16 protein-coding genes are annotated in these 21,583 nt (G+C 55.0%); 12 read left to right on the top strand and 4 right to left on the bottom strand.

Annotated features, from left to right (window positions below):
- Positions 1-102 precede the first annotated feature (102 nt).
- From K0H81_RS15350 to K0H81_RS15360, 3 genes are all read left to right on the top strand, one after another.
- Positions 103-615 (top strand): GNAT family N-acetyltransferase, encoded by a 513-nt coding sequence (locus K0H81_RS15350; protein WP_220058876.1) that lies wholly within the window; start codon positions 103-105, stop codon positions 613-615.
- 56 nt (positions 616-671) lie between these two features.
- Positions 672-932, top strand: coding sequence for a DUF2960 domain-containing protein (locus K0H81_RS15355; RefSeq protein ID WP_220058877.1), 261 nt, complete (start codon positions 672-674; stop codon positions 930-932).
- Positions 933-993: 61 nt separating this feature from the next.
- Complete coding sequence (locus K0H81_RS15360; RefSeq protein WP_011864747.1) at positions 994-1,503, top strand: RDD family protein; 510 nt, start codon at positions 994-996, stop codon at positions 1,501-1,503.
- A gap of 75 nt (positions 1,504-1,578) precedes the next feature.
- On the opposite strand, the gene lptG is transcribed toward K0H81_RS15360, so the two are convergent.
- Positions 1,579-2,637 (bottom strand): LPS export ABC transporter permease LptG, encoded by a 1,059-nt coding sequence (gene lptG, locus K0H81_RS15365; RefSeq protein ID WP_011864746.1) that lies wholly within the window; start codon positions 2,635-2,637, stop codon positions 1,579-1,581.
- Positions 2,634-3,746: an LPS export ABC transporter permease LptF gene (gene lptF / locus K0H81_RS15370; protein WP_220058878.1), complete on the bottom strand. Its 1,113-nt coding sequence runs from the start codon at positions 3,744-3,746 to the stop codon at positions 2,634-2,636. Before lptF ends, lptG begins: the two co-directional genes overlap by 4 nt.
- A gap of 220 nt (positions 3,747-3,966) precedes the next feature.
- On the opposite strand from lptF, the gene pepA reads away from it, so the two are divergent.
- Positions 3,967-5,475 carry a leucyl aminopeptidase gene (gene pepA, locus K0H81_RS15375; protein ID WP_011864744.1) on the top strand — a complete coding sequence of 503 codons (1,509 nt, stop codon included), beginning with the start codon at positions 3,967-3,969 and terminating at the stop codon, positions 5,473-5,475.
- 135 nt (positions 5,476-5,610) lie between these two features.
- Here pepA and K0H81_RS15380 read toward each other — a convergent pair whose 3' ends face one another.
- The gene (locus tag K0H81_RS15380) at positions 5,611-6,000 is read right to left on the bottom strand and encodes a TonB-dependent receptor (protein ID WP_220058879.1); all 390 of its coding nucleotides are present in this window, start codon (positions 5,998-6,000) and stop codon (positions 5,611-5,613) included.
- 298 nt (positions 6,001-6,298) lie between these two features.
- Here K0H81_RS15380 and K0H81_RS15385 point away from each other — a divergent pair, with 298 nt between their 5' ends.
- From K0H81_RS15385 to K0H81_RS15410, 6 genes are all read left to right on the top strand, one after another.
- Positions 6,299-8,347: a winged helix-turn-helix domain-containing protein gene (locus tag K0H81_RS15385; protein ID WP_220058880.1), complete on the top strand. Its 2,049-nt coding sequence runs from the start codon at positions 6,299-6,301 to the stop codon at positions 8,345-8,347.
- A gap of 181 nt (positions 8,348-8,528) precedes the next feature.
- Positions 8,529-12,275 carry a S8 family serine peptidase gene (locus tag K0H81_RS15390; protein WP_220058881.1) on the top strand — a complete coding sequence of 1,249 codons (3,747 nt, stop codon included), beginning with the start codon at positions 8,529-8,531 and terminating at the stop codon, positions 12,273-12,275.
- A 69-nt stretch (positions 12,276-12,344) separates the two neighbouring features.
- Positions 12,345-15,947, top strand: coding sequence for a S8 family serine peptidase (locus K0H81_RS15395; RefSeq protein ID WP_220058882.1), 3,603 nt, complete (start codon positions 12,345-12,347; stop codon positions 15,945-15,947).
- Between the two features lie 232 nt (positions 15,948-16,179).
- Positions 16,180-16,947, top strand: a complete 768-nt coding sequence (locus tag K0H81_RS15400) for an EAL domain-containing protein (RefSeq protein WP_220058883.1) — start codon at positions 16,180-16,182, stop codon at positions 16,945-16,947.
- 149 nt (positions 16,948-17,096) lie between these two features.
- Positions 17,097-17,981 carry a tetratricopeptide repeat protein gene (locus tag K0H81_RS15405; protein ID WP_220058884.1) on the top strand — a complete coding sequence of 295 codons (885 nt, stop codon included), beginning with the start codon at positions 17,097-17,099 and terminating at the stop codon, positions 17,979-17,981.
- 145 nt (positions 17,982-18,126) lie between these two features.
- On the top strand, positions 18,127-18,786 hold the full coding sequence (locus K0H81_RS15410; protein WP_258406306.1) for a class I SAM-dependent methyltransferase: 660 nt from the start codon (positions 18,127-18,129) through the stop codon (positions 18,784-18,786).
- 57 nt (positions 18,787-18,843) lie between these two features.
- Here the strand turns inward: K0H81_RS15410 and amrS are convergent, their stop codons facing one another.
- Entirely contained in the window at positions 18,844-19,932 is a 1,089-nt protein-coding gene (gene amrS, locus K0H81_RS15415) for an AmmeMemoRadiSam system radical SAM enzyme (RefSeq protein WP_220058886.1), read from the bottom strand.
- 62 nt (positions 19,933-19,994) lie between these two features.
- Between amrS and amrB the strand changes: the two genes are divergently transcribed.
- Together amrB and amrA are read left to right on the top strand one after the other, a co-directional pair.
- Positions 19,995-20,795: an AmmeMemoRadiSam system protein B gene (amrB, locus tag K0H81_RS15420; protein WP_220058887.1), complete on the top strand. Its 801-nt coding sequence runs from the start codon at positions 19,995-19,997 to the stop codon at positions 20,793-20,795.
- Positions 20,773-21,348: an AmmeMemoRadiSam system protein A gene (amrA, locus tag K0H81_RS15425; RefSeq protein ID WP_220058888.1), complete on the top strand. Its 576-nt coding sequence runs from the start codon at positions 20,773-20,775 to the stop codon at positions 21,346-21,348. Before amrB ends, amrA begins: the two co-directional genes overlap by 23 nt.
- Positions 21,349-21,583 lie beyond the last annotated feature (235 nt).

The following is a 21,583-nucleotide window of genomic DNA, read 5'->3' on the forward strand; positions in this document are numbered from 1 at the left end:
TTACCTGTGCCATTGATAAGGCCTAAAAGCTGTGCGAACATCTAACCTTTGCCCCAAAGCCCCCTTAAGGGCTCCAGCCCCTCAAAATTAGAAACATTAGTAATGCAAATACGAGAGATACAGGCCCAGGATTGGCCAGCCATATTAACCATTCAGGATGAGTGCTATCCCGATATCGAGCCCGAGTCCCTCGCCGCCCTGCAGAGCAAGGCCCGCCTCTCCCCACAGACCTGTTTTGTGGTCACGCAAGACGATACCGTCATAGGCTATTGCCTGGCGCACCCCTGGCAGCGCGACCTGCCACCGAGTCTGGAGCAGGTGCTCGACGCAGCGCCCAAGCAGGAGACCCTCTACCTGCACGATATCGCCTTTTCTGCCAAGGCACGGGGACTGGGGGCCGGCGCGGCCGTGTTTAGCCGGCTCATCAAACAAGCCAAAGATAAGGCTCTGGGAAGTATCTCGCTAGTGGCCGTGGGCGGCGCCCACACATATTGGCAACGTCTGGGCTTTAAATCGCGTATAATCGACAAATCCTTAGACAGCTACCCGGAAGATGCCTGCTACATGGTGTATGCCATCGACGCAGATATCCCTGGCTATGCCTATCGGGACTAAAAGAAACTATTTTAAAAGAATCCTTATTTAAGAAAGTGATAATTTAAGAGAATGCTATGGCCCGCAGAGTCGGTTATACCTTTAAGAATCAATACAAAGAGATCAACTTCGTCTACGACAAGTTTCACGACATCTATGAAGCCGTGGCCGCAGCCGAGGGAATCGATCTGACCCGCTACCTCGCCATGGAGGCTCAGGTCGCCATGACCTCCAAGGGTTCCCAGGCGGTGAAAGACTATCGCCAGAAGGAGTTCGCCCGCTTCGGCTTTAGCGACATCCACTTCATTCGAGATGAAAACGCTCAGGATGAAAGCTAAGGCCAAGTTCGCTAGAATAAGCCACCCATTTTCGCCTTTTACCAGATGATGTAGGCCCTGAATGTCTAATATTGAACATGCCAATTTTCCCAGAGCCGGCTTCTTTCGCCGCCTGGGCGCGATAGTGTACGACCTGCTGCTGGCGGTCGCCGTCTACATGGTGGCCGGAGCCATAGGCTTTGGTATCTTTACCGCCCTCACTAGCAGTGGCCTGCTGGCCATGAATGGCTTCGAGCATGTCTCAGACCTGCTGAACGGCACACCGCTCTACAAGGGCGTGTATCAGCTGTGGATCGCCTTCTGCGTCGGCCTCTTCTATGTGCTGTTTTGGAGCTATGGCGGCCAGACCCTGGGCATGCGCGCCTGGCGTTTGAAGATCCAGCATCCCAACGGCCAGAGCCTGAGCATGATCACCGCCACCGCCCGCCTCGTCTGGTCGCTGCTTGGCATAGGCAACCTGTGGATCTTGATCAATGGCGATAAGCTGGCGCTACAGGATATGATGACCCGCTCGGAAGTGGTGGTTCTCTCAAAAGAAGCCAACCAGATGCGTAACTGGCACGGCGTGTAAGCTAAACCCAGACATAAAAAAGGACCCTAGGGGTCCTTTTTTATTGGCCAAATTCCAATAGGAATAGTTCGGTCGCTAGCGGCGAATATAGTAGATGGCCGCGCTACTGAAGATGAGCGGCGGCATCACGGCGCCCAGCACGGCCGGCAGACCATAAACCAGGGTCATGGGGCCGAAGATCTCGTTACAGATATAGAAGCTGAAACCGGCTACCACACCCAGCAGCACCCGCGCGCCCATGGTCACAGTTCGCAGCGGACCAAACACGAATGACAGGGCCACCAGCATCATCACGGCCACAGTGATCGGCTGCATGATCTTACGCCACAGCGCCAGCTCATAACGGCCCGAATCCTGGTTATTGACCCTCAGGTACTCTAGGTAATCCACCAGCCCCTGAATCGACAAGGCCTCGGGTTTTACCGACACTACGCTCAGCTTATCCGGGGTCAGGGTCGACTCCCAGCGATACAGAGTAAGATCCGTCAGGCTCACCTGCTCTGGAGTGATCTTGGTCTGACGCACATCTAACAGGCGCCAATGATCCTTAGAGTAGACGCCACGGCGCGCCTCTATGGTGCCCACCAGATTCAGCTTATCGTCAAACTCATAGAGTACAATATTGTGCAGGCTGTTGATATCCTCTATCTCGCCTATGTTGACGAACAGGTCGCCATCTTTGGCCCAAATCCCCCGGCTCGACTTAAACAGGCTACCCCCTGAGAGTTTGACCGCCTGCAGCTCCTTGCCATGACGCTCGGCCACCGGCGCGCCCCATTCTCCCAGGGCCATCACCAAGAGCATCAGTGGCACCGCCGTCTTCATCGCCGACAGGGTGATCTGAAAACGCGACAGGCCCGCGGACTGCATCACCACCAACTCGGAGTTCGACGCCAGCATGCCCATGCCGATCAACGCCCCCAGCAGCACCGCCATGGGGAAAAACATCTCGATATCCCGCGGGATCAGAAACAGCACATAGATGCCGGCATCCACCATGGTGTAGGTACCGCGTCCCACCAGACGAATCTGATCCACCCACTTGATGATGCCTGACAGGCCAGTTAACACCAGCAGACACAGGGCCGAGGTGCTCAGCAGGACACGGGCGATATATAAATCTAGAATTCTCATGCCGCCACCTTCTTACGCTTGAGCAAGCCAGAAAGTTTGGCCCCCGCAGGGCGCTCCTTACTCAGCAGCAACATCCCCAAAAACAGCGCCGAGGCATGGATCCACCACATGCCGAGATAGGCTGGAATCACCTCATCTTCGAGCGCCTTACGCCCGGCAATCATCAAGCCGAAATAACCCAGATAGAGCAAGATAGCCGGGAACATCTTGGCAAACTTACCCTGGCGAACATTCACCCGCGCCATGGGCACGGCGATCAGCGTCATGAAGGGGATCGCCAGCGGAATGGCCAGACGCCAGTGAAACTCGGCCACCGCCTCGGGTCCCTCGGTATCTAGCAGCTGATCGATTGGCAAAGCCGACAATTTACGGCGGCGCTGGTCCACCTCCTGCTCCTTGATCTGCATCTCGTAGCCGGCAAACTGCACCACCTGATAATCGAGCTGGTTCTGCTTGCTCTGGTACTGGATACCATCGTTGAGCTTAAGGCGCTGCTCGCCGCTTTCATCCTCTACCACACTGCCCCCTTGGGCCACCACGATATTGGACTGGCTGGCACCGTCTTCCGGGTCTGGCAGCTGAGCCACGAACACCTTGTCCAGTTGATTGTCGCGGCCGATCCGCTCGACGAAGAGTACTGCGCGGCCATTAGGACTGGTCTGGAAGCGTCCCTGGGTCAATGCCGCCAGGCCTGCCTCAGACTGGGCATTTTCCAGCACACGGTTTTGGGTCTCTTCGGCCCAGGGGGTGACATAGATGGCTAAAAAGCCAGTAAACAGCATGTTGGCGACGGCGAGTAACAGGGTCACCCGGGTGACATACCATTCACTCACGCCAACGCTGTGAAAGACCACCATCTCGCTTTCGGCGTACATACGGCCATGGGCCACCAGGATCCCCAGAAACAGACTCAGAGGCACCACAAGCACGGCAAGATAGGGAAGATTAAGGCCTAGGAGGGTCATCACCAGAGAGGCGGGAAACTCGCCATCGGATGCATCAGCGAGTACACGAACAAAATGTTGGCTAATAAAAATAGCTAACAGTACTAAAAGCACTGCCATCTGCGCTTTTAAAACTTCACGAATCAAGTATCTAAATACAATCACAGGCAGGATCCAGTCCCTAAACTTATATTTATGCTGGTATCAGCCCACTTTTCATGTAGACTGTCTACTTTTGGTAGTTTTGTGACCAGCCTTTAACTAAAAATGGCAGAAAAACACCTGAAAAATTAACATTGGTGTACCAATTTTAGGTCCGTTTTGGACACAAGCAGACATTATCTAATAAATAATAATATTTGTCTTTAAGAATCTAGGAGAGCTCATGGAGTTTAGCGTTAAGAGCGGCAGCCCGGAAAAACAACGTTCGGCCTGTATTGTCGTTGGTGTCTATGAACCTAGACGCCTCTCTGGTATTGCTGAGCAACTGGATAAAATCAGTGAAGGCTACATTAGCAACTTACTTCGCCGCGGCGACTTAGAGGGTAAGCCGGGTCAGATGCTACTTTTGCATCATGTGCCCAACGTGTTGAGTGAACGCGTCCTTCTTGTAGGTTGTGGCAAAGAACGAGAACTAGACGAACGCCAGTACAAGCAGATCATCACTAAAACCATCAACACCTTAAACGACACAGGTTCAATGGAAGCCGTTTGCTTCCTGACCGAACTGCACGTTAAGGGCCGTGATACCTATTGGAAAGTACGCGAAGCCGTTGAATCGACTCAAAATAGTCTGTACAGCTTCGACGCACTCAAGACCCGTAAGGGCGAAACCCGTCGTCCGCTGCGCAAGCTGGTCTTCAATGTACCGACCCGCCGCGAACTCACTGTGGGTGAGCGTGCCATCGAGCACGGCATGGCCGTATCGACCGGTACCCAGCTATGTCGTGACGTGGCCAACATGCCACCAAACATCTGTAACCCGGCTTACCTGGCCTCTCAGGCACGTCAGATTGCCGAGAACCATGAAAACCTCACCGTCACCACGGTAGGCGAAGAGCAGATGGCCAAGCTTGGCATGAACTCATACCTGGCCGTCGGCCGCGGCAGCCATAACGAGTCGGTCATGACCGTCATGGAATACAAGGGCGCGGTAGACAGCACAGAGAAGCCAATCGTGCTCGTGGGTAAGGGTCTTACCTTCGACTCGGGCGGTATCTCACTCAAGCCTGGCGAAGCCATGGATGAGATGAAGTATGACATGGGCGGCGCCGCAGGCGTTATCGGTACCATGCTGGCCCTGTGTGAGCTGAAGTTGCCGATCAATGTAGTGGGCATCCTGGCAGGCTGTGAAAACATGCCGTCGAGCAACGCCTACCGTCCAGGGGATATCCTGACCACTATGTCGGGCCAGACAGTCGAAGTGCTCAACACCGACGCCGAAGGCCGTCTGGTACTGTGTGACGTGCTCACCTATGTAGAGCGTTTCGACCCTGAGCTGGTCGTCGACACGGCAACCCTTACCGGTGCCTGTGTGATCGCCTTGGGTAAACACGCCTCGGGTCTCTTCTCTTCACACAACCCGCTGGCCCACGAGCTACTGAACGCCGGCGAGCAGAGTGGTGACCGCGCATGGCGCATGCCGCTGTGGGACGAGTACCAGGAGCATCTGGAAAGTCCATTTGCCGACATGACCAACCTGGGTGGTCGTCCTGCCGGTGCCATCACAGCTGCCTGCTTCCTGTCGCGCTTCGCCAAGAAGTACAACTGGGCGCATCTGGATGTGGCCGGTACCGCGTGGAACAGTGGCGCCAACAAGGGCTCAACCGGTCGTCCCGTACCGCTGCTGACTCAATTCCTGATCAACCGTGCAGGCGTTGAACAGGGCGAGTAATCCACTCTTCTAAACACGGCATAAGACTGTGTTTAACACAAAAAAGGTGAAGCACTGCTTCACCTTTTTTTTATGGGATTTACTCTTCCTAGATGGATTAATTTAGAAACCTAGCCCCCTGCTTAGCCCGCCTGCTTAGTCCACCTGCCTGGTCTTAAGCAGCTGCACCATCATCAGCAAGACGCCGCCGAACACGCTAAAGGAGGCGATCGCCAGGAAAGGGTCAACCACTTCCAGCGCCACAAACTCGCCATAGAGCAGGAACAGGCCGATGGCGACCCCTATGGTGCCCAGCTGATGCAACCAGAACTGCGCCGTGACCAGTTTCCCCGAATGCGCCCCCGTAGAAGCCTCTAGCCAGAGGCGATAACAGAGGGCATAACTGAAGGAGATCAGAAAGCCTATCATCATGATGTGGGCGTGGGTCACCAGCTGTCCATGGTCGTGGGAGGCCGCCATGTAGAGGCCCAAGGCTAGCCCGAGCAGGGCGTAGCTAAAGGCCGTTAAAAGATATCGTCTATCCATCTCTGTCACTCCGTTGGGGCCAAATGCCCAGTAAACCTATCTACTCAGTGTAGGTCAGCCTGGCTCAGAGATAGCGACTGGCGGCCGTTTCACCGCTTTGTAGCAAATTGTAACCTTTTAAACTATTTAAGAAACAGTATGTTAGAAGATGCTGTAATAATAACTATTCAAGGACTCTTGAGCCAAACTCGACTCTCCCCCTATGATGATCACATAAGAATAACAATAATGTACGGACCCTCATTTAATGACCAAGCTCAGTTACCAGATAGGCGGATGCGAATTAGACTGCAAGTTAATGTCATTAAAACACGCAGACAGCAGCATAAAACTCTCCTCCAAAGTATTCGAACTCCTGATGCTCTTCATCGACAGTCCAGACAATGTCGTCTCGCGCCAACAGGCGATCGACACCATCTGGCTGGGCAACGAAGGGGTAGGCAAGAAGGGCTTCACCAACGGCATCTGGGTACTGAGAAAAACCTTTAAGGAGCTGGGCATCGAAGAGGAGGTGTTTAATACCCTGCCTAAACTCGGCTATCAACTCACCCTGACAGTGCAGCCTATCGACAGCCAAACGGCCCCTAGTCCGACTCGCTCCTATACACGCTATTTTCGCCATGCAGCCTTCGTCACGCTCTCGCTCGTTGCTGCTCTGCTCCTTTGGCTGGGTTTGAGCGACATTTCCGACCAGCAACCCGTGCAGATCGGCCAGCTACGGTCTGTCACAAACCCAACCAAACTCAAGGTGACCAACTATGGCGGGGTCGAGGAGCATATCGCCGTGTCTCACGACGGCCAGCGACTGGCCATGCAGTGGCGAGACAACTCACTGAGCGGCAAGATCTATATTAAGGAGCTGAGTCAGGTCGATGCACCGCTGACCCTGATCTCCTTCGAGAACAACGAAGAAGCCTCCCCCGCCTGGTCACGCTCCGATGAGAAACTGGCCTATGTGCGTCTCGACCCGGCCGGTGGCTGTCAGGTCAGGGTGAGAAACCTTTTGGATAACACAGACCAGCTCATCGCTTCTGACTGTTTCTACATCCCCTATAAGCGCATCGTCTCCTGGTCCGGGGTCGACGACAAACGCCTGCTCTACGCCAAGAAGATGCAGGACCGCGTGGCCCTGATGGCCTACAACTTCGATACGGCCGAGCATCAGCAGGTGAGTTTTCCCGACAAGAACGAGATAGACTACGCCCCCAAATGGCTGGACCAGGATACTCAGCTGGCCTTCATTCGCGAGCGGGCGGCCTCCAACTTGCTCAGCCTGATCCTACAAACCGGGGATGGCAGTGAACGAGAGCTTATCCAAAACAGTCCCAGCATAGTCGATTTCGACTACTCGGCCCGCGAGCAGCTATTCTATGTCAACAATCTCGACGGCGCGGCGGCCATCATCTCCCGTATTCACCGCGACGGCAGCCAGCTGGCACCGCTGGCGCAATCAGGCTTACCCAGCAGCATCAGCCTGTCTGACACAAACGCCATGCTCTATGTGACCGAACATATCTCCAAGGAGTACATCACCCAGCAGGCCTACGGTGATGGAAAGCAGCTCAGGCGCATCTCCTCCTCCTCCCGCGACATGTATGGCAAGTATGCCAATGCCACTGGCGATATCCTGTTCCTCTCCAACCGCTCCGCTCTCTGGTCGATTTGGCGCAACAACAAGGTGAGCAGTAAAAACATCACCCATTCTCTCGGTAATGTCGGCGTGCCGGCTATCTCCCCCGTCAGCAGCGACTTTGCGGTCAATATCATCACAGACACGGGCCGTACCCTCTACATAGGCAACATAGAATCTGAGAGCTTTCGCGCCATCGATATCCAGGGGATCGAGGCTGACAACTTGAGCTGGTCGGCGGATGGCGAAGCCCTCTACTTCAAGGGCTTCGCCAAGGAAAAAAACGGCATCTTTAAGCTGAATGTTAAATCTGGCGAGCTTGAAAAGATCACCCAGCAGCAAGGTGTCTACGCCATCGAGGGTCAGGATGCCAACCATCTCTATCTCTCCAAGTTCGACCAGAACGGCATCTGGCATCTGGATCGCACCTCGAACCAGATAACGCTGATCACCGACAAGTTAGCCAAGTATGACTATGGCGCCTTCTATTATGAGCAGGGCTATCTCTATTTCTTAAGCCGTGACGCCGAGCACGACGCCATCATGCGTATCTCTCTTGCCGACAAGGACCACAAGCCTGAGTTAGTGCAAAGTTTTGCCCCAGATGCGGTGCGTAAGTTTTTCGGCCTTGCGCCGGCGGATGGTCACTCCTTCCTGGTCACCCTAAAACTGGCCAACGAGGCCGATGTCTTCGGTTACAAGCTGGTGACAGAATAGATTTAACTAATTGATCTAATTTGGATTAGACTTTTTTAAGAGATAAAAAATGCCCTCATAGAGCAAAAAACGGCGAATAATCGAGACGCCCTTCGTTGTGCGCTTATTACCTTCACGTTATTAAATTGTGACAGTCAAAATCCATTGACTCGACAGCACACAATAACAAGAAGGAAAGGACATGAAATTTAACAAATGCACCCTAGCATTATGCGTCTCGACCGCCATTCTCTCAGGGGCCTTGCAGGCCAAGACAGAATCGATCGTGGCTTTCGGTGCCGAGCAGGCACAGTCCAAGGGAACCTATACTTTCTCTTTAGCGCAATCAGAGAAAGATTCTGGCAAGCAGATTCTGGACACTCAGCAGGTACTCAAGCAACAAGCAGAACTTCTAGCACAAATTAAAACCATCGACCCACAAGCTCGTCTCGTGGGCAGCACTCATCTGCTGGCGAATACCATCACGCTGGAAGTGCAAAGCAGCGCGCTAGCAGAGATCCGCAAGTTAGATGCCATAGCCCAAACCTTCTACGGTCAACAGCTGCAAACCGCCAAGCAGGCTCCAAATAATCATCAGGTAATGAATACTTCACCTGCCGAAGAGATCAGCCTGATGACGCCCTACATGGGCAAAGAAACCGCCGGTAAAGGGGTCAGCGTAGCCATCATCTCTACCGGTATCGACTATACCCTACCTATCTTTGGCGGCTCTGGCGTTTATGGCGAAGATAACGACCCAGAAACGCCACCACCAGCGGGAAGCTATCTAGAAGCCCTCGAAAACGGCGCCATAGAATACAGTGGATTTCCAACTGCTGTGGTGAAAGGCGGCTGGGATTTCTCTAGCGAGAACTATGGCAACGATGCCAACCCAATCGATCAAAACTTAAATTATGAATCCTACAACGGCTGGGTTTACCCCACTGGACTAGGCACCGAGCTGGCAAGTATCGTTCACCAACTAGCCCCAGGTGCAGAGCTACACGCCTACAAGATCTACAACGTTTCGGAAAATAATGGCTGGGTATCGGCTTCAGCACCGACGCTGGATAAGCTCGTCTCGGCGATGGAGCACATCATTGACCCTAACCAGGATGGCGACACCAGCGACCATCTGGATATCGCCCTGATCGACGCGGCGGGCGCGGGCGCCTTCTTCGACATCGATGGCAACGCCTCTCCAAGCCTGATTCAGATGCTGATTGAGCAAGCCTCAGCACAAGGGGTAACAATAGTGACTCACGCGGGAGACCTGGCAAAATACTCGCTATTTGGCGATGCTGAAGCCAAGCACCGTAACTGGATCTCTGCAGAGGGAAGTTCAACTTCGGCAATCACCGTGGGTGCGGTCAACTATGCCGACGATGGTGAGACCTTGATCATTCCAGACTGGGCCCCTATGGGACCGGTTCGTGGTTCTCAAACCCTTAAGCCTGAAATCGTCACACTAAGCGACAACCAAACCGTTGCTAAGATCTCTAATGCTGATGAAACAGCACCTAGGCTGGGTAGCCGCTCAGGCGCGCTGACAGGTGCAGCACGTATCGCGGCGGCGGCAGCCGTGATCAAGAGCGAGTTCCCAGGTTTCGGCCCTGCAGAGATCAAGGCCATACTCGCTAACACTGCTGATGTAAGCGCCGTTCTGGAAAGCGATGGCATGACCCCGGCTGAACTTTATGCTATGGGTCACGGCATGGAAAACCTAGAAAACGCCGTTGCTTCACCAATTGTGGCCTGGGAAACCAGCAGCAATCAGCCTTATGTGCAGTTTGGCATGCATGAGGTGGAACAAAGCAAGACGCTACATAAGCGCATCACGTTAAGAAACGTCTCAGATACCACCCAGACGTACCAGATCGCCTACAAGATGAATGGCGAAAAAGCGGCTCACGATGCTCTTAGTTTCAACATGGCAGAAAGCGTGAGCATTCCAGCCAACTCTAGCGTGGTCCTACCGATCACTATCACGGTCGATGGCAGCAAATTGCCACAATGGCCGCTGATGAGTACCGGTGACCACACAGATGCCAATCTGAAAGCCACCGAACTCAACGGCTACATTAACCTGACTTCAGAATCCCACCCAGAGATCAATTTAGGCTGGATGCTAAAGGCGCGTAGCAGCACCCATATCACTCAGCGTCCAAATGCTATCGAGTATCCAAACTACCTCGGCTACAACTCAGATCTGGGCAAAATCGAATGGGCCCACCTGAACTGGGGTCGTGAGCTTTACCCAGACACTGAGAATGGTTCACTGAACTATCAGGGCTATGTGGCGTCGTTCGTTAACGAGTCTAATACAGCAACCACCTATCAGGCTTATCCGTTACTGCTGCAAAACCCAAGCTTGCCAGAGGAGCTACAAGGCCTAAAGGGACACATGATCAAGGCCGTCGGTGGCGCTATTTATGATGACGCCCAGTGTAGCGTAACGGGTAAAAAACTGAACATCGCCGTCAGTCTGCACTCACCTGCCGATGTTGCCTTAGCGAACTTCTTCGACCGCGGTCCACGCCTGTTTACCTATGACCTCTTCTATGAAGCAATGGTGAAGGAAAATGGCTGGGATGAGAGTTTCGAAGGTGCTTATATCTATGACGAAGCCCAACGCGTCAATCAACCTTTCGTGGCGCTCAATGATAAAGGTCAGCCGACCACCTATGTGATCGACTTTAACCTGCCTATGGACTATTCAAACCCTAGCTCACGTTACAAGGAGTCATCGCTGCCAACTTTCTTTGCCAATAACGGGAGAAATATCGTGTCGCAGGTCTGTCTGGAAGATATGTTCCACCACGAGCTAGATAGCGTCGAAGATTTCGACCAAAACTTTGGTTTCCATATCCAAACTGACCGTCACACGGGCAGGGATCAATATGAGCCTATGGTCCAATTTAACCCCATCAAGGGCGGTAGCTACACCGTAGAGCAGTCTTGCTACCTGGATTGGTTCAGTGGCGAAGAGGTGTGTTCTGATACCGTATTCGACCGCTCCGTTAAAGTGGGTTTTGCCGCAATGGAAGAGGGCAAATCAGCCGGTGAGCTGGATTATCAGCAGACCTTTACCGCACAGCCTGGCGAGGAAGTTTATATCGCCTCTGTCGGTACCTCGGAAATGGGCGGCTTCGGCCAAATTCCAGAGCCTAAAGGTTTCATGGTCGTCAGTCTCAACGATGACTTCATGCAAGTGGGCTACAACTCTTTCATCGATGACGATGGCTCAATCATCGCTAAGGCGCAGGCTGGACAACACTTCCAAGTCGAAGAAAATGCTGAAATGGGTACGGTTGTGGGCAGAATTGAGCTGGACACCCAAGGCTTCTTCACCTCAGGCTCAGACAAATACACTGCATTTGAACTGCTTATCAGCAATACACTGATCGGTACCCCATTTGCCATCAATCAAGAGACTTTCGAGCTGTATGTGGTCAACCCTGATGCGCTCGACTTCGAAAACAACACTGAGTTCGAAGTGAAGGTTACACCGAAACGCGGCCAAAGCATTGGTGAAACAGAAACCCTTACTGTCTCGGTTATTGATGTCAATGATATGGCACCACAGGTCAATGAAGCAGTGGCCGCTTCGCTATCGGTACCAGAGCTCATCTTCAAGTCTGGTTCATCGGCAAACTTCACCTTAGATATTGCCGGCCTGTTCAACGAAGCCGAAGGCAATAGGCTGAGCTACGAAGTGGAAGGCACTGGCTTCTCGTCGCTGTCTGTTAACGGCACCGAAATCACAGGTCAAGTGGAGAACGAAGGTAGTCACATGCTGACCATCATCGCCTCTGACGGCGTGCATCAGGTCACTCATACGCTAGAAGTCGAAGCAAGCTTTGAACCTGAAAGCGATGGTGGCTCACTAGGCTGGATGTCGCTCATCCTGGGTACCTTGGCGCTAGTTCGTCGTCGCACTTTACGCTAGTTAGCAACCCCCTTGTGGGATAGTCGGTAAAACGGCTATCCCCCATTTCACAACCCTTTAGGTAATCAAATGAAATCAAGTCGTAGAAATTTGTTACTGAGTGCACTCTCGGTTGCCATCGCCAGCGCTTGCTATGCCAACCCTGGCGCCGCTGGCTTTAGCGATGATACCAAGCCATTGCAGACCATTATTCCCGGCCAAGAAAAACTCAAACTCGAACGCGCCGGTAAACAACGCAGCGACGGCATGTACTTCGTCCGCTTCAAAGAGGCCCCGGTCGCCAGCTATGATGGCTCGCTGGCGGGCTTTGCCGCCACCAATATTCAAGTCAACCAGTCAAACAAGCAGGCATCTGGTCTGCTGAACAGCCAGTCTAAGGCCAGCCTGCAATACAGAGGCTACCTGAAACAGCAGCAAGCCAAGGTCAAGCAGAGACTAAACGGCAAACTCAAACGTATTCTGACCCCGACCCAGGAATACCAGCTGATCGTCAACGCCATGGCGGTAAAGCTTAAGCCGGGTGAGGCCGACATCATAGCCAAAGACCCTGCAGTTCTGAGTGTCGAGCCCATAGGCCTACACTTTATTCAAACCTCCACCGGGCCCGAGTTTATCGGCGCCAAGCAGGTCTGGCAGGGCGATGAAATCGTCGAGGCTACAAAAGGGGAAGGGGTAATCGTCGGCGTGATGGACACAGGGATCAACGCCAATCACCCCTCCTTTGCTGAGGTAGGCGCCGATGGCTACCAGCACAAGAACCCCCTAGGCGACGGCCAGTATCTGGGGGATTGCCAGCAGTATAGCCAGTTTTGTAACGGCAAACTCATAGGCATCATCAGCTATCCCGAGCTTATCCAATATCGTCAGGACACGGCCGACAGCCTGGACGATCCCGCCTATGAGGATCTCGCCAACAAGGTCAAGGTGGGCTATGACTTCAACGGCCATGGCTCCCATGTGGCCTCTACCGCGTCGGGCAACATACTGCACAACGTCAACTTCTATCTGCAGGTGCAGGAGGAAGATGGCACAATCATCGCTGAGAAGAGCGCCTTCGAATTTGACGCCATCAGCGGCGTGGCCCCCCATGCCAACTTGGTGTCCTACCAGGTGTGTGACGATGCCGGCTCCTGTTATCCAGAATTTACCCTCAAGGCGATTGAACATGCCATAGAGAACGGGGTACAGGTGCTCAACTACTCTGTGGGCGGCTCGGCCAAAGACCCTTGGTCCTCCATCGACGCCGAAGCCTTCCTCAACGCCCGCGAGGCGGGAATTCATGTGGCCGTGGCCGCGGGTAATGCGGGCCCAAGCGCCAGCACCATAGGTTCGCCGGGCAACGCCCCTTGGGTGACGACGGTCGCCGCCTATACCCACGACCTCGAGTTTAAACAGAAATCCCTCACCAACATGAGCGGCGGCGAGACGCCACCCGGCGACATGATGGGCTTTGGCGTGACCAAAGGGGTGAACGGCAAGGTGGTTCTGGCGGCCAGCGTCGATTCTGACAACGCCCAGTGCACCGACCCTTTCGAGGCCGGCAGCTTCGATGGTGAGATCGTCGTCTGTGAACGCGGAACCAACGCGCGGGTGCGCAAGGGGATCAATGTTAAAGAAGGCGGCGCCGGCGGCATGATCTTGATAAACATGCCTGATGGCATAGATTCGCTGCACAATGACAACCATGTTCTGCCTGCCATTCAGCTTAATGCCGCCGATGGTGAGCGTCTGACCCAGTGGCTGGCCAGCGGTGAAGGTCACCAGGCGACAATTGAAGCCACAGAAACCACCAGAAACGCCAGCCTGGGGGATATCGCCGGGGTCTTCACCTCTCGCGGGCCTAACCTGCCCTATCCCAACATCTTCTCGCCGGATATCGCCGCGCCCGGGGTCGATATCTACGCCGCCAACGCCGAAGACAGGCTGTTCGAGGGGCAGATTGGCCATATTCCATTCGCCAGCCTATCCGGCACCTCTATGGCCACGCCCCATGTGACCGGCGCCTATGCCCTGCTCAAGGCCGCGCATCCAGACTGGACACCGGCTCAGGCGCAATCGGCCTTCATGAGCACCGCCCATCAAACCACCTACAAGGACGATGACTATGATGGCACTCTAGAACGCTCCGACTTCTTCGACCAGGGCGCGGGCAGCCTGCGTATCAACCAGGCGCTGAAGGCAGGCCTGCTGCTGGATATCGACAAGGCAGGATACCTGGCGGCTAACCCTGAGATGGGCGGCGATCCCAGTGCACTCAACACCAGCTCCATGGTGCAAAACCAGTGTATCTCCAACTGCAGCTGGACCCGCACCGTCACCGCGACCCAGGCCAGCAGCTGGAGCGCCGAGTATGAATATCTCAACCCAGGCTTCACCCTGGAGATCACTCCGTCAAGCTTCTCCCTCAACGCGGGGGAATCTCAGGTGCTCACCATCAAGGCCACCGCCAACATCAATCTGGTGGATGAGTGGGTGCACGGCTACATCAAGCTAAACAATGCCGACACCAACATGAGCGACACCCACCTGCAGGCCACCATAGGCTTCAAGGCGGGCCAGGTGGCCGAGGAGGTCTCTGCCGAGATGAACAATGTCGACAACCAGCTGGTGATCGAAGATATCTTCACCTCGGGCAGTAATGCACTCCAGGTCAAGGGCTTCGGCCTGTATAAGGCGCAGTCCTTTACCGGCAGCGCGATTGGCTCCTCTAACGATGCCGAGCGTGGCAGCCCGCACTCGAATCCTGAGGTGATCTTCAGCGTGCCGACCGTGGTCAAGCCCTACACCAAACGCCTGGTGGTAGAGATAACCGACACCACCTCACCCGACATGGATCTCTATGTCGGCATAGATGAGAACGGTGACGGCATGCCTGATGCCTATGAGATGTACTATTCACTGCTCTGTCTGAGCGGCGAGATAGACTCTAAGGAGCGCTGCGTCCTGGAAAATCCGCCAACCGGCAACTATTGGATATTTGCCCACAACTATGAGGGCAGGGTCGAGGATGAGGCCGACGAGGTGACCCTGGAGATCACTCACGTGAACTACAGCAACCAGGCGAGCTTCGACATCACGGCGCCGAGCCAGGTGGCGCAGGATGAACGCTTCGACGTGAGCCTGTCGGTCAACGGCTATCTGGATGACAGCCTGAGTCTGCAGCCGCTTGAAGCCGGCGGAACCTACTATGGCCTGCTCGAGATGGGCACCACAAGCGAGCTTAAGCGCAACATAGGCGCCACCCTGATCAAGGTGAAAGGCCTAGAGCCGGTTGAGGTGCCGCAAAACACCGCGCCCGTGCTGGCCAACCCGATTGCCGACCTTCAGACCCAGCTAAGCGAACAGGGCAGCGCAGTGGTCAGCCTAGATCTCAGCCAGGTCTTTAGCGACGCCGAGGGCGATACCCTCACGCTATCGGCGACGGGTGTCGAAGGGCTAACCTTAGATGGTACTCAGCTTGAGATGAACTTTACCGCCAGCGGCGAATACCCAATAGTCATCTCGGCCAGCGACGGGGAGTTCAGCACAGAGACGCAATTTACCGTCACTGTGACAGTGGCGCCGATAGTACCTGTCGAGCCACCGAGTGAATCGAGTGGTGGCGGTGCCATTGGCTTGTATGGCCTGTTAAGCCTGCTCCTTCTAGGGGTACGTCGCAGACAATACTCGTAACCACAAAATAAATAAAAACAATATCTTGAATTAAGTTTTGGCTAACAAGGATGTTAGCCAATATTTTTGAGCCTACACACCTCTGCTGTCTGAATTCACTTCAAAAACCAGTAAAATCACGACTATACTGAATCCATTATACTCTCCGGCAAGTCGACTCAAGCTGCACTGTGTGTATGTTTTCGACATCTCAGCAGGAGAAAAAGCGGTGCGCTAAATAAAGGATATCTAGATGGAAACCGATCAACCTCAGTTCGTCACCAAAGGCTGCCAGCAGTGCGCTAACAATCTGCATCTCGACTTCGATTTCACCATGGCATTTCAGCCAATCATAGATGTGAGTAAGCAAGAGATATTTGGCTACGAAGCCCTGGTACGAGGCCCCAACAACGAATCCGCCTATTCGGTAATATCCAGGGTCAACGACGACAACCGCTATGCCTTCGATCAATCCTGTCGGGTCAAGGCAATCGCACTGGCGGCCAAGTTAAACCTGAAGTCCATATTGAGTATTAATTTCCTGCCCAATGCCATCTACCAGCCTGAGCGCTGCATACGTACCACTCTGGCAGCCGCCAAAGATTACGGCTTTCCGACGGATCGTATCATGTTCGAATTTACCGAGGCGGAGAAAATCGCTGACAGTGGCTACATCAAACATGTGGTGGAATACTACCGAGAGCTTGGCTTTATGACTGCCATTGACGACTTTGGTGCGGGGTATGCGGGGTTAGGTCTGCTAGCCAACTTTCAGACCGATATCATCAAGCTGGACATGGAACTGATCCGAAACATAGATAGCGATGAAACCAGGCAGGTCATCGTTACTCACCTGCTCAGCATTTGCCGCCAACTCAAAATCACATGCCTGGCCGAAGGCATAGAGACCCTTGCCGAGATGCGTTGGCTTAAGGGGGCTGGCGTTGAACTTATGCAGGGATACCTGTTTGCTAGGCCGGGCTTCGAGTCGCTGCCGGAAGTAACTTTTCCCATAGCCTAATGGGCCCCAGCCCTATTACCGCCTCTATCAATCGGTCATGGGCTTAACCTATTTTGATTGGTGCAATTAGATTGGCATCAGGCACCCAATGTTGTTAGTGTGACCCTAGATTAGGACGACTCACACCAAATAAACGACGGAAATCAGTTATGCCACGCTTACTTTGCATGTTAATCGCCATCATTTCATTCTCCACATCCTTCGCACTTCAGGCAGCCACAGAGACCGAGATTGAACAGCCGAAAGCCAGCTTGCCCCACTCCCAGACGCCTATCCTCGACCGTCCCCTGGTGGAGCGTTACATACTGGATGAGCTCAAGGCATTGAGGATGGAGCAGCAAGATCTCGAGCGCCGCATGACGGTGGAGATCACCGACCGTGAGCTGGCGGTGGCCGACAAGTCGCTGAACTATGCCAACGTGACGGTTACTTACTTCTTCTACATCATCGCGGGCGTCGCATCCTTGATCGCCTTCATCGGCTGGCAGTCCCTTAGAGAGATCAAGACCAACACCGCCAAGCTGGCGGCCGAGCAGCTGCAATCCATCACAGAGCAATACGAAGAGAAGTTCAAGGTACTGGAGCAAGACCTTAAGCGTAAGAGCCGCATCATCACCAAGAACAACCGTGAGATCGAGATCATCAACGAGATCCACACCCTCTGGCTACACGCCCAAAGTGCCCAGACCCCGGAGCAGAAGATCGCCGTCTATAACGAGATCCTCACCATACGCCCGGGCGACCTGGAGGCCATGACCTACAAGGCCGACGCGGCCATGGAGATGCGCGAGTTTAACTGGGCGCTGAGCCTATGTAACCGGGTGCTTGAGGTCGACGGCAGCAACGCCCACGCCCTCTATCAACGCGCCTGCGCCTTCGCCTGTCTGGGACAGGAGGAGCGTGCCCTGTCGGATCTTGAGCAGGCTATTGAAAACAGCGTCTCCTTCAAGGAGGTGGCCGCCAACGAGGACGACTTCAGTAACCTGAGAAGCAACCCCAGGTTCGACATACTGATCTCTTCCAGCGAGAGCTAACTGACGCTGGGCACCTGCAAAACTCTCCTCCCTAGCGCTAAGCGGCGCAGGTGTCCCTTTTCGCCGCTAACGCCCATACTTAAATAAGCCATTCATCATATGCCGCCGTGAGCCTGTGGGCGCGGCGTGTGAACGGGAGGCCGATATGTCACGTATCATCGCCTATTGTTACGACAGCTTCATGCGCGGGCCCGAGCAGGCCTGTCTCATCGACTGGCGCCGTAACTTACTCAGCCAGGTCAGCGGCCGGGTGCTGGAAATTGGTGCCGGTACCGGTGCCAGCCTGCCACTCTATCCGAAACACAAGGATCTGGAGCTGGTACTGACCGAGCCCGATGTGGACATGATGCGCCTCTTGGAGAAGGCCGTCGCCGAGCGCCCGGGTAGCAATATCACCCTGCTGGACTGCCCGGCAGAGTCCATCGACAGTGAAGATTCGAGCTTCGACTGGGTGTTTGTCTCCCTGGTGTGCTGCACGGTCCAGGACCTGCCCGGGACACTGGCGGAGATCTGGCGGGTACTCAAACCCGGTGGTCGCCTGCTATTTCTCGAGCATGTCGCCGCCGAACCTGGGACTCGCAGACGCCGCTGGCAAGACAGACTCAACTTCATCTGGCGCCGTATCGCCGGCAATTGCCACCTCAACCGCGAGACGGAGGCGCAGATCCGCCGCGCGGGCTTCGAGATAGAGTCGATCACCCGGGAGAGCATGCGCAAGGCAATGCCTCTGGCCAGGCCGACGATTCGCGGCGTAGCGCTCAAACCCTTAGCCTCATCTAAGCACAGAGCCCCATCTGAGCCCTAAGCCCTATCTAAGCCGTAAGCCCCACCTAAGCCACAAGCATCCTCTCAACCATTCACCTCAGTCGCGATGGATCCGCACCGCGATCCGCCGTGCGCCAAAGTCTTCCCGCACCCTGGCGAAGCGTCCTGGCAGCGGCGCGCCGCAGTATCGGCAGGCACCCTGCTCATCCAGCGCATACTGCCCGAGCTGATACCAGTCACGCTCGATCAGGCGTTTGTGGCAGTTGGCGCAGTAGGTGGCGTCGGAATCTGGGTCATGCACATTGCCGCAATAGACATAATGCAGGCCGTGATTGAGGGCGATGCGCCGCGCCCGTTGCAGCGTACTTAGCGGTGTCGGCGGCCTGTCGAGCAGCTTAAAGTCGGGGTGAAAGGCGCTGAAATGCAGCGGCACATCTGGCCCCAGGTTTTCCACCAGCCACTGACACATGGCATTGAGCTCCTCATCGCTATCGTTCTCGCCGGGGATCAACAATGTGGTTATCTCAAACCATACCTGGGTCTCATGCTTGAGGTAGAGCAGGGTCTCAAGCACAGGTTGCAGCTGGCCGTGACAGATCTTGTGATAAAACGACTCGCTAAAGGCCTTGAGGTCGATATTGGCCGCGTCCATATAGCGATAAAACTCAATCCTCGGCGCATCACAGATATAGCCCGCGCTCACCGCCACGCTCTTAAGCCCAAGTTCATGGGCCGCCTGGGCGGCATCTATGGCGTACTCCATAAACACCACAGGATCGTTATAGGTAAAGGCGATGCTCTTGCAGCCGTGGCGACGGGCGGTGGCCGCCAGCTCGTCTGGCATGGCGCTGTCACACAGGGTATCCATCTGGCGCGACTTACTCATGTCCCAGTTTTGACAGAAGAGACAGCTCAGGTTGCACCCGGCGGTGCCGAAACTGAGCACGCTTGAGCCGGGGTAGAAATGGTTCAGCGGCTTCTTCTCGATAGGGTCGATACAGAAACCCGAGGAGCGACCATAGCTGGTCAGCACTATCTCGCCTTGATGGTGCATGCGCACAAAGCAGGCGCCGCGTTTGCCCTCGCGCAATGTGCACTTGCGCGGGCAGACGTCGCAGCACACCCGCCCGTCATCCAGGGCATGCCAATATTGGGTCTGAAAGTATGCCGGTGGTGCAGTTAACATGGGAGTTTGCCTGTCGTTGACCTACACTGAAAGTATAGTTGACGCCCTGCTAGGGGAGAGAGATGAAGTACCGACAAGCCGCCGTCGCCGGGCGATTCTATCCGGCCGAACCTGGACTACTCACCCAGCAACTTACCCACTATTTCGGCCAGGCTCCCAGCGTTCACATTATCCCTAAGGGCCTCATTCTGCCCCACGCCGGTTATCTCTACTCTGGCGAGGTGGCCGCCAAGGCGGTAAACCTGCTGCGCAATCGCCCAGACGGCTATCGGCGCGTCGTCCTGTTAGGCCCCAGCCACTATGTGGGCCTCAACGGCTGCGCCCTGCCCCGCAGCGACCGCTTCATCACCCCCTTGGGTGAGATCCCCATCGACAGAGTAGGCATCGAGCAGTTGCTCAACCGCCGACTCGCCATCGCCTCAGACATGGCCCATCAGAGAGAACATGCTCTGGAGGTGGAACTGCCGCTACTGCAATTCTGTCTGGACGACTTCATCCTACTGCCCGTGGTGGTGGGCAGCGCCAGCCCAGAGTCGGTATGCCAGCTGATCCAGGCGGTCGCCGATAGCGATACCCTGATCGTGGTCAGCAGCGATCTCAGCCACTACCACCCCTATCTGGATGCCAACCGGATAGACACAGACACCCGCAGCCACATACTGGCACTCGACCCACACCTGGCGCCGGAACAGGCCTGTGGCTGTCATGCCCTCAACGGCCTGCTGGCCTATGCCAAGTTAATGAATTGGCAGATAAAGTGCGTTACCCACACCAACTCGGGTGACGTGACCGCGCGCGCCCAGGCCCGACGCCCGAGGGATGATGAGGAGGTGGTCGGCTATGCCAGCTTCGCCCTCTATTGAACTGACCGCCAGCGACAAGGCCTGCCTGCTGGATCTGGTGTGGCAGGTGATAGATGCCGGGTTAACACAGGGAGGATTGACGCTACCAGAGGCTCCCGAGAGTGAGGCCCTGCTCACCCCGGCCGCCTGTTTCGTCACCCTGCACCAGGGCGGTGAACTCAGGGGCTGTATCGGCCGGGTAGATGCCTGCGAGCCCCTGTGGCTGTGCGCCTGTGAAAACGCCTATGGCGCGGCCTTTAAGGACCGCCGCTTCGCCCCGCTGCGAAGTGAAGAGCGCGAGTCGCTCACCTTAGATATCTCTATCCTCTCGCCGCTGACTCCTATGGAAAACCAGGGGGAAGCGGCCTTGCGCTCCAGCCTGCGTCCCAACATCGACGGCCTACTCATGGATGACGGCCACCGCCGCGCCCTGTTTCTCCCCTCGGTATGGCAGAGCCTGCCAGCCCCCAAGGACTTCGTCGCCGCCCTCAAACAGAAAGGCGGCTGGTCCCAGGATTATTGGCGTGACACCATCACGCTGCATAGGTTTACCACTCAGGTCATTGCATCATGACCTTTGGCACAGCTTTGGCCAAGCAGTAGTTGGCATAGGCTTGGGATTTGGCATAGGTTGGGGATTTAGCATCTGGCTGATTGGATACTCGGCATGGGTGTTGTAGGTCATACCTTCATTCTTACCTATCGCCTGCCCGGCGGGGATGGAGGACATTGTGATTAATGTCAGAAACTGAAGGTTAGCGCATAGCGTTGTGGTCGTTTGCTAGGTGAAATTGAAGGTCGCACCTTCG

It is taken from the genome of Shewanella halotolerans, from assembly GCF_019457535.1.
Taxonomy (GTDB): Bacteria; Pseudomonadota; Gammaproteobacteria; order Enterobacterales; family Shewanellaceae; genus Shewanella; species Shewanella halotolerans.